General features: G+C 65.3%; 8 protein-coding genes. 3 read left to right on the top strand and 5 right to left on the bottom strand.

From position 1 onward, the window contains the following. Positions 1–215 precede the first annotated feature (215 nt). Positions 216–2,399, top strand: a complete 2,184-nt coding sequence (locus tag J7J50_RS05715; protein WP_215056505.1) for an AAA family ATPase — start codon at positions 216–218, stop codon at positions 2,397–2,399. Beyond that, complete coding sequence (locus J7J50_RS05720; RefSeq protein ID WP_215056506.1) at positions 2,396–3,307, top strand: hypothetical protein; 912 nt, start codon at positions 2,396–2,398, stop codon at positions 3,305–3,307. The genes J7J50_RS05715 and J7J50_RS05720 overlap by 4 nt, the downstream gene beginning before the upstream one ends. Positions 3,308–3,438: 131 nt before the next feature. On the opposite strand, the gene J7J50_RS05725 is transcribed toward J7J50_RS05720, so the two are convergent. Further along, entirely contained in the window at positions 3,439–5,469 is a 2,031-nt protein-coding gene (locus J7J50_RS05725; RefSeq protein WP_215056507.1) for a M2 family metallopeptidase, read from the bottom strand. A 518-nt stretch (positions 5,470–5,987) separates the two neighbouring features. Between J7J50_RS05725 and J7J50_RS05730 the strand changes: the two genes are divergently transcribed. After that, the gene (locus J7J50_RS05730) at positions 5,988–6,377 is read left to right on the top strand and encodes a hypothetical protein (RefSeq protein WP_215056508.1); all 390 of its coding nucleotides are present in this window, start codon (positions 5,988–5,990) and stop codon (positions 6,375–6,377) included. Between the two features lie 685 nt (positions 6,378–7,062). Here the strand turns inward: J7J50_RS05730 and J7J50_RS05735 are convergent. The 4 genes from J7J50_RS05735 to minC all read right to left on the bottom strand — a co-directional run. After that, complete coding sequence (locus J7J50_RS05735; protein ID WP_215056509.1) at positions 7,063–7,536, bottom strand: hypothetical protein; 474 nt, start codon at positions 7,534–7,536, stop codon at positions 7,063–7,065. A gap of 227 nt (positions 7,537–7,763) precedes the next feature. Continuing rightward, positions 7,764–8,033 carry a cell division topological specificity factor MinE gene (gene minE, locus J7J50_RS05740; protein ID WP_057942244.1) on the bottom strand — a complete coding sequence of 90 codons (270 nt, stop codon included), beginning with the start codon at positions 8,031–8,033 and terminating at the stop codon, positions 7,764–7,766. A gap of 4 nt (positions 8,034–8,037) precedes the next feature. Beyond that, complete coding sequence (gene minD / locus J7J50_RS05745; protein WP_057942245.1) at positions 8,038–8,847, bottom strand: septum site-determining protein MinD; 810 nt, start codon at positions 8,845–8,847, stop codon at positions 8,038–8,040. A gap of 25 nt (positions 8,848–8,872) precedes the next feature. Then, positions 8,873–9,281 (bottom strand): septum site-determining protein MinC (gene minC / locus J7J50_RS05750; RefSeq protein WP_215097469.1); only part of this gene is annotated, 409 nt, incomplete at its 5' end.

A 9,281-nucleotide genomic window follows, 5' to 3' on the forward strand; every position in this document is an offset into this window, starting at 1 on the left:
ACTCCTGACAGGGCCGGTGGACGAAAAACGGAAACGGCCCGCCCCATTGTGCCGCAGCGCGGCCGCGCGCCGGGCCGGCGACCGCCAACACGGTCTTATTCCGCCAGACCCGGGCATGTCCATAATGGCGGCCGTGCCGCGACGATGCGGCCTCAATCGATCCGATCCGATTCGCGCCGGCACGCTGGCGCCGCCGCGCCCAAGGGAGGGGCTGGATGAGGAAAGTAAAGCCGGTCGCGATACCCGCGTCCCTGCGCAGGCCCGAACTGCTGGACTGGGCCCGCGATATCACCGAGTTCTATGCCCGGCCGGAGGACATCCGGGCGCGCCAGCGCCCGCCGTTCGAGCGATACGAATCCCTGTTTCTGACGACGGCCACGATCGAGGCCCTGCGGCACCAGTTCAACGGCAAATGCGCCTACTGCGAATCGGCGTTGAGGCCGCACGAGGAAGTGGTCGAACGGTTCCGGCCGCTCATGGCGGCATGGGATCCCAGCAGCGGACAGGAAAGCGCCGACCATTACGGCTGGTTCGCCTTCGAATGGCGCAATCTGATGCTCGCCTGCCGCGACTGCGCTTCGATCAAGCGCAATCAGTTCCCGCTCGACACGCCGCGCGCCATGCCGATGACGGCATGGCGGCTGGCCGTGGCCAGCGAGGGGGCGATGTTGATCGATCCGTATCGCGATGATCCCGCCCGGCATCTTGGCGTTGTCGGCGATGGTGTGGTGGTGGCGCGCAGCGAGAAAGGACAAGCCACGATCAACGTGCTCGACCTCAATCGGCCCGCGCTGGTGGAGGCGCGGCGGGCGAGCGTGAAGCTCATGCTTGAATTCGTCGTCGCCCAGCTCGCCCCCGGCACGAGATCGCTTTCTGTGGATTTTCTCGAGACGCTCGACGAAAAGCCGCATTCGGGAACGGTCATGGCAGCGCTGCAGGCGGTTCATGCGGAGTGCCTGCGACGGCTTGGCCTGGTGGTTCGCCTGCTGCGTACGAGCCACGACCTGATGCGATTGAATGGACGCGCTGAACTGTGGCGTGAGGTGTCCAAGTGGTTTCTGGCGAAACGCTCGGCCGAATTCGCGGAGAGTTCGCCGCCGCTTGCCGCATCCTCGCGTAACCCCAGAGTTTCGGTGCGAAGGCTCGATCCCGCTCATGTGCAAAGCCTCCGGATTGAGAACTTCAAGGGCATTGACTCTCTTGAACTGGATTTCTCCCGGTCGAACTCGCCGGTCGGTGGCACGGCCGGGGCGATGCTGCTGGGGGAGAACGCCGCGGGAAAGAGCACGGTGCTGCAGGCGCTGGCGTTGGCGCTGATGAGCGAGCGCGAACGAAAATTGAGCCGCGCCCAGGGAGAGGACTTTCTGCCGCGCGAGCGCGAGGGCTGGAAGGTACTTGCCGAGCGCCCTTCGGTCGAGTTGATGCTGTCGTCGGGTCGCCGCAGGCGATTGGAAGTCGATGCGTTAGGGCGACTCGTGTCGAAGCAGGACAAGAACAGAGTAATGATGCTCGCCTATGGCGCGCGTCGTTTCTTCCGCACCACTGCGCCGACGAAAGCGAGCAATCGCAGTCTGTTCGACCCCTTCGCGGTCCTTGAAGACCCGACGCCCTGGCTTACTCAGGCCCAGACGGGCTTGTTCGATGCAGTGGCTCGGGCCATGCGCGAAATCCTGGCGCTACGCGACGACGGCTATGTCTATCGAGGCCAGGGCGGGCACGTGCTGGTGCGCGCGCACGGGCGCTCGACCCCGATCGAGCGCATGAGCGACGGCTATCGCGCTCTGTTCGCGATGGCCGTGGACATCATGCGCAGGATGGTCGAGGTCTGGGGCAATCTGGAGTATGCGCAGGGCGTGGTATTGATCGACGAGATCGACGTGCACCTGCACCCGCGCTGGAAGATCGAAGTAATGTCGGCGTTGCGCCGGGCCATGCCGGGCGTACAGTTCATCGTCACCGCCCACGACGCCCTGTGCCTGCGCGGCATGCGCGACGGCGAGGTGCAGGTGCTGTACCGCGACGAACACGACCGCATCCGCTTGCGCGAGGATCTGCCCAACATCGAGTTGATGCGCACCGATCAGTTGCTGACCTCGGACCTGTTCGGCCTGCTCAGCACCGCCCGGCCCGAGGTCGATGCGCATCTGCATCGTTACGCGTATCTGCTCGGCAAGCCGGAACTCGATGCCGGCGAACGGCGCGAGCGCGAGTCGCTGGCCGGGCATGTGTCGGCGTTGCCGCTGGGCGACACGCCGACCGAGCAGTTGATCGGCGAGGCCACTGAGCGTTATCTGCGCGGGCGCCGCAGCAAACCCGTGGCCGAACGCGCGAGCATGCGCGAGGACGCCCTGCGCGAAATCGTCGCCTTGCTCGAAGCCGGCGCGGAGCGGGAGGCATGAGGTATGTCGATCGCGGCCGCATCGCGGCGCCGGCTTCGTTGAGCGATCCCGGCGGCGCGGGTGCGCGCGAACGTGCCGATGCCGAGGTTCACTACCGCGATCCGCGGGCCGGCGCGTACAAGTTCAAGGCCTACAAGGGCGATGACGTCAAACAGGCATTGCGGACCTTGTTCGACGGCAAATGCGCGTACTGCGAGTCGCGCCACGAATCGACTTCGCCGGCCGACATCGAGCATTACCGGCCCAAGGCGGGCGTGGTCGGCGAGGCCGGTCATCGCGGCTATTGGTGGCTGGCGGCCGATTGGACCAATCTGCTGCGCAGCTGCATCAGCTGCAATCGCGTCGAAGGCCACCGGATCGCGGCGGTCGGCATGAGCGCCGCGCAGATCGCCGCGCAGGCCACGCGCAACGCCGGCAAGGGCAATCTGTTTCCGATCGCCGCCGCGCGCGCGTTCCAGCCCGGCGACGACTGCGACGGCGAAGACCCGCTGCTGATCGATCCGACCCGGCGCGATCCGGCCGCGCATCTGCGCTGGCACGTGGTCGACGATTTGTCGCTGCTGGCGCCGCGTTTCGACGACAGCGGCGCGGATGCCTACGGCGAGCGTACCGTCGAGATCATGGCCTTGAACCGGCAAGCGCTGGTGGAAGCGCGCAGCCGGCATCTGCAGCGGTTGAACGAGTCGCTGCTGGACTTGGAGGAAGCGCTGGACGAGGCGGCGCAGGCCGATCCGGCCGACATCGCCGCGCCGCTGCGGCGCGCGGCCCGGAAGCTGGCGAGCCTGCGCGCCGCGGCCGCGCCGGATCAGGAGTTTTCCGCGATGGCGCAAGCGTTCGTGACCGATGCGCAGCAGCGATTGCTTGCGCGGTATCGCGAGTTGATCGGGGCGATCGGCGCCGCGGTGTAGGCCGCGGGCCCTCACCCGATCCTCTTCCGCAAGCTAGAGAGGGAGAGCATGACGCGGACAAAGAAAAACCGGCCGAAGCCGGTTTTTCTTTGTCGTAAGCGGCCGCGAACTTCGCGCCCGCTCGGCAAGGCTCAGCCCTGCGCCGGCTTGCCCGGCTTGGCGTCGGCCTTCGCCGGCTTGGCCGGCGAAACCGGCGCCGCAGCGCCCGCCGCCGAAGCTTGCCAGCCGCAGCTCTTGCCTTCGTTCTGCTGCTTGAGCCAGGTCTGCAGCGGCGCGAAGTATTCCAGCACCGCCGAAGCGTCCATCTTCTCGCCGCCGGTGAGTTCCTTCATCGTCTGTTGCCACGGCTGGCTCGCGCCCTTGCCCAGCATCGCCTCGAACTTCGCGCCCGCGGCCTTGTTGCCGTAGAAGCTGCATTCGTACAGCGGACCCTTGTAACCGGCCGCGTCGCACAGCGACTTGTAGAACTGGAACTGCAGGATGTGCGAGAGGAAGTAACGCGTATACGGCGTATTGCCCGGCACGTGGTACTTGGCGCCGGCGTCGAAGAACTCTTCGCCGCGCGCCTCGACCGGCGCCACGCCCTGGTACTTGGCCTTCAGCTCCCACCACGCCTTGTTGTAGCCGTCGGGCTTGATCGAACCGTCGAACACGCCCCAGCGCCAGCGATCGATCATCAGCCCGAACGGCAGGAACGAGACCTTGGCCAGCGCCATGCGCATCTGCGCGTTGATCAGCGCTTCGTTGCTCTGCTGCTGATTGCCGACCATGCCGATCGAGGACAGGTACTTGGGCGTCATCGCCAGCACGATGGTGTCGCCGATGGCTTCGTGGAAGCCGTCGTGCGCGCCGGTCTGGAACAGCGGCGGCTGCTTGTTGTAGGCCAGGTAGTAATAGACGTGGCCGAGTTCGTGATAGATCGTGGTGAAGTCTTCTTCGTTCGGCTTGATGCACATCTTCGTGCGCACGTCGCCGCCCATGTTCATGTCCCAGGCGCTGGCGTGGCAGACCACGTCGCGGTCGCGCGGTTTGATGAACTGGGTCTTGTTCCAATAGCTGTCGGGCAGCTTGGGCATGCCGAGCGAGACGTAGAAGTCCTGCGCGCGTTCGGTCATGCGCTTGGCGTTGGCCAGGTTGGCATCGACTTCGGTCTGCGCCTGCTCCAGCGGGCCGCGATCGCCGCCGGCCTTGGCTTCCTGCGCATCGAGGATCTGCTGGTACTGGCGCGCCAGCGCGCCGTTGATGTCGAGGCTGCCGGCCTGCTGTTCGCTGTACGGCGCCAGCACGTCCCACAAATTGCCCCAGTCCTGCTGCCACATGTTGCCGAGCAGATGCGCCGGCAGCATGCCGCCGCTGGTCTGGCCCTTGTCGGTGCCGTACTTGGATTCAAGGCGCGAGCGCGTGTAGCAATGCAGTTGTTCGTACAGCGGCTTGACCTGGCCCCACAGGCGATCGGTTTCCGCCGCCAGTTCCACCGGGCTCATGTCGTAGCCCGAGCGCCACAACTCGCCGGTGTCGGCGTAGCCGAGATTCTTCGCGCCTTCGTTGACCAGTTCGACGAAGCGCGTGTAGTCCTTGCGCATCGGCTTGGAAATGGTGTGCCAGCCCTTCCAGGCGTCGAGCTGAGCGTCGTAGTCGCGGCTGTTGCGCAGCACGTCTTCCAGATCGCCGAGCTGGCGGCAGTCGGTGTCGCCAGGGCCGCTGCAGTAGCTGCCCGAGCCGTACATGCCTTCCATGCGCGTGGCGATCTGGGTGAGTTCGGCGAGCCGCGCCGGATCTTTCGGCGCCGGCATCGCGGTGCCGATCTTCAGCAGCTGGATCGAACGCGCGGTGGCCGGCGACATCTGCTGGCCTTCGAATTTCTTCGACTGCTCGATCCAGCTGTTGAGCTGGGTCAGATAGCGTTCGTTGGCCTTGGCCGACAGCAACTGGCTGTCGTCGTTGATGTACGTCGACGACAGCCACTGCGCGGCGGTCATCTCCGGATACATCTTCTTGTACTCGTCGTTGACGCGAGCGATGAACTGATCCGCGGTTTCGCCCGCGGGCGCGACGGCCGGGGCGGTGGTGCTCGAGGAGGGGACGGGTTCCTTCTTGCAGCCGGCCACGCCGATCACGGCCGCAGCGACGCCGAGCGCCAACAAGGCGCGGACATATTTCATGTGTGCTCTCTCCGGAATAGTGCCGCGCTTTGCGCGCGAGCCAGAAGGCTAGAGGCCGCCCGGGTCCCGCGCAAGCTGCAGTGCGACGGCGGGGCCGACCGGCTGCCGCGGCCGGAGGCGACGCATGAGATTTTGCGCACATCCGGCACAGAGCGCGGCCTGAAAACGGTTACCGGATTTACGCCGCGAGGGCCGATTTGACCAATTCAGGTGTTTTCAACGCGCGGACCTGCAACCGTTAGCGCGATCTAAAGTAAATATTTCGTTACGTGTAACCGCTTAGATTGTTAATTTTTCCGTATTCACGTGATTTGCACGCAACACAGGCAGGTGTCGCGGCCGCTTCGTGCAGTCGATGGAACAGCGAGAGCGGTGGCTCCTCGACCCCTGTCACAAAAACCGATTTGATTTGTGACACGAAAACGGAAAAAGTGACGTCCAAGGGCAGCGGTTCATCGGTTGCTCCGCCGGAAGCGGGGCAGGCTCCTGGCACCCGTCTTGGCAGCAATGGATAAGGCATGAAATCTACGACGCGGACCGCGAGCGGCAAATTGCACACGGCCACTTTGACGACATTGCCACTGCGGGGACGGGACGGCGGCGCGTATCTGTTCACCGCCGACCTGAGCTGGGCGCGCGAGCACGCGCCGGCCCGCTCTCACGGCCGCCTGAGCCGCATCCATCTGGCCCGCATCTTCATGTTCGCGCTGCTGGCGCTGGCCGCGGTCGGCGTGGTGATGATGAACGGCCCGGCCGACGCCGGCCCGAACCACACCGCGGCGCGCGCGCTGCCCGATCCGGTCAACGAGGCCGAAGTCGAAATCGATCATGCCGTCCCGGTGCCCGTCGTGGCGCCGCGGGCGGCGTATGCCGTTGAAGACACGCAACGCAGGCCGGCCGCGCGCTGAGGCGCGCGCCGCCAGGAACTCGGTGGGGGTAAGCGCCTGGATGGCGCATCAGGGGAAGGGAAGCAACAGCAGTGCCAGTCGGAACCGGTTATGGGGATAGCCGGAACCGCAGAGTTTGAATGGCGTCGGCGCCAGGGAAGGCGTCGGTGACCGCTCTGCCGCCCGAGCCGATATCGAACCCGCCGATCGCAGCGCAGCCACGAAATCTTTTGTGGGAGGGGCTTCAGCCCCGACGCTTTTCGATCCGTCCTGTCGTTTCGATCGAAGCACACCGGCCGAATCCAGCCAATCGCAGCTGAAGCCTCCCGGCAGTTCGCCGCGCAGCTACGAAATCTTTTGTGGGAGGGGCTTTAGCCCCGACGCTTTTCGATCCGCGCTGTTATTTCGCTCGAAGCAGACCGGCCGAATCCAGCCAATCGCAGCTGAAGCCTCCCGGCAGTTCGCCGCGCAGCTACGAAATCTTTTGTGGGAGGGGCTTTAGCCCCGACGCTTTTCGATCCGCGCTGTTATTTCGCTCGAAGCAGACCGGCCGAATCCAGCCGATCGCAGCTGAAGCTTCCCGGCAGTTGGCCGCGCAGCTACGAAATCTTTTGTGGGAGGGGCTTCAGCCCCGACGCTTTTCGATCCGCGCTGTTATCGCGACACGCGGCCCGGCGCTTTTCATCGACATGCATCGGCCACATCGCTAAATCACCAAGCAGCGCTCCGGCAGCTTCACCAACCCATGCGCCGCCAGCCACTGCCAAGAACTTTCCGCATCCTGTTCGACATAAGCCCGCGCCGAACCCAGACGAAAGGTGTAGCCCCATTCGTCCATGTCGGCGAGGATGCGCTCGCTTCCCGCGCCCGGGAGGGCGTCGCCCAGCAGCGACTGCAGCACGCACACCGCGTCTTCCTCCTCGATCGAATCGGTCGCATCGGTATGCACCTGGGCGCGACGCTCCGGCGGCAGCACGATCAGGTGGCAGGCTTCGTGCAGCAGCGAGTGCACGGGCGTGTCGCCGCGTGCATAGACGGTGCTGCCGATCAGCCCGGCCTCGCACTCGCCCCAATAACTGCCTGGAATCGGTTCGCCGTCGGCGACGCTCTCCAGGCGCAGGCTGTAGCGCGCGAGCAGGGCGGCGACGTCGTCGAAGGCAATGTCGGACAGGGTCAGCATGATGCGGAAGGTTTCAGGGGTGAGCGCTGTACGGCGGTTATTGGCGTGGGTAGCGCGAATAGCGCCGACACGGCGCGAGGCGCTGGAACAAGGCTTGCGGCCGCTGCCGAGGCGCGTGGAAGCGCATGCGGTCGCGACGCCGCTTCGTCGGCGCTGTCGCGGCGTGCGCCGCTGCTATTGACCGCAGATACGCGACAACGGCGTTGGCCGGGAGGTCGGCCGCGCCGTTACGCCTGCGCCGGATTCGGTGTTTCCGGCAGCGCGACGGAAATATCGAGCACCTTGTTGTCGCCTTCGCCGATCAGGTCGACCTTGACCGATTCGGCATCGACGTTGACGTACTTGCGGATCACTTCGAGCAGCTCGCGCTGCAGCATCGGCAGGTAGTCCGGGCCGCCGCCGCGTCCGGCGCGTTCGTGCGCGACGATGATGCGCAAACGCTCCTTGGCGACGGAAGCGGTGGGTTTCTTGGCCAGCAGGAAGTCGAACAGACCCATAAGCTCAGCCTCCGAACAGCTTGGTGAAGAAGCCCTTCTTTTCCACTTGTGTGAAGCGCATCGGGCGGGTGTCGCCAAGCAGACGCGCGACGGCGTCGTCGTAGGCCTGGGCGGCATCGGATTCGGTTTCCAGGATCACCGGCTCGCCCTTGTTGGAAGCGTTGAGCACGTCGCCGGATTCGGGAATCACGCCGATGGTCTTCAGGCCGAGGATTTCCTCGACGTCGCCGATGCTGAGCATCTCCTGGTCTTCCACGCGCTTGGGGCTGTAGCGGGTGAGCAGCAGGTGTTCCTTGACCTTCTCGCCGTTCTCGGCGCGGCGGGTCTTGGACGCGAGCAGGCCCAGGATGCGGTCGGAGTCGCGCACCGAGGACACTTCCGGGTTCACCACCACGACCGCCTGATCGGCGAAGTACATGGCCAAAAACGCGCCTTTTTCGATGCCGGCCGGCGAATCGCAGACGATGTAGTCGAAGCCTTCCGCGGCCAGGTCTTCGAGCACCTTCTGCACGCCTTCCTTGGTCAGCGCGTCTTTGTCGCGCGTCTGCGAGGCGGCCAGGATGTGCAGGTTGTCGAAACGCTTGTCCTTGATCAGCGCCTGCTTGAGGTTGGCTTCGCCGTTGACGACGTTGACGAAGTCGTACACGACGCGGCGTTCGCAGCCCATGATCAGGTCGAGATTGCGCAGGCCGACGTCGAAGTCGATCACCGCTACTTTGTGGCCGCGCCGGGCGAGGCCGCAGGAAAGGCTGGCGCTGGTCGTGGTCTTGCCGACACCGCCCTTGCCCGAAGTGACAACAATGATCTCGGTCAAAATACTTTCCTCCGTTCGTGCGGCGTCAATCCAGCGCCGCAATCTTGATTTGTTCGTCTTCCAGCCAGATCTGCACGGCCTTGCCGCGCAATTCCTTCGGTATGTCTTCGAGCACTTTGTAATGGCCTGCAATCGCCACGAGTTCGGCATGGAACTCGCGGCAGAAGATTCGCGCCTTGGTGTTGCCTTGCGCGCCGGCCAGCGCGCGTCCGCGCAAGGGGCCGTAGATGTGCACCGAGCCGTCGGCGATGACCTCGGCGCCGGCGCCGACCGTGGTCAGCACGGTCAGGTCGCGGTTGTCGGCGTAGATCTGCTGCCCGGAACGCACCGGGGTGGACTGGATCATCCCCACCGAGGAAGCCGCCGCGGTCGCCGCGGGGGCGGCCGCGCGCGCGGCGCGGGCCGGTTCGGCGGCGGGCGCGGGCGCTTCGCGC

Origin of the sequence: Lysobacter sp. ISL-50 (assembly GCF_018612875.1) — a bacterium.
Lineage (GTDB): Bacteria > Pseudomonadota > Gammaproteobacteria > Xanthomonadales > Xanthomonadaceae > Lysobacter.

Bases quoted from the DNA above. Each gene is read 5' to 3' on its own strand.
- J7J50_RS05725 (WP_215056507.1), bottom strand. From the start codon at position 5,469: ATGAAATATGTCCGCGCCTTGTTGGCGCTCGGCGTCGCTGCGGCCGTG.
- J7J50_RS05735 (WP_215056509.1), bottom strand. From the start codon at position 7,536: ATGCTGACCCTGTCCGACATTGCCTTCGACGACGTCGCCGCCCTGCTC.
- J7J50_RS05720 (WP_215056506.1), top strand. From the start codon at position 2,396: ATGAGGTATGTCGATCGCGGCCGCATCGCGGCGCCGGCTTCGTTGAGC.
- J7J50_RS05715 (WP_215056505.1), top strand. From the start codon at position 216: ATGAGGAAAGTAAAGCCGGTCGCGATACCCGCGTCCCTGCGCAGGCCC.
- J7J50_RS05730 (WP_215056508.1), top strand. From the start codon at position 5,988: ATGAAATCTACGACGCGGACCGCGAGCGGCAAATTGCACACGGCCACT.
- minE (WP_057942244.1), bottom strand. From the start codon at position 8,033: ATGGGTCTGTTCGACTTCCTGCTGGCCAAGAAACCCACCGCTTCCGTC.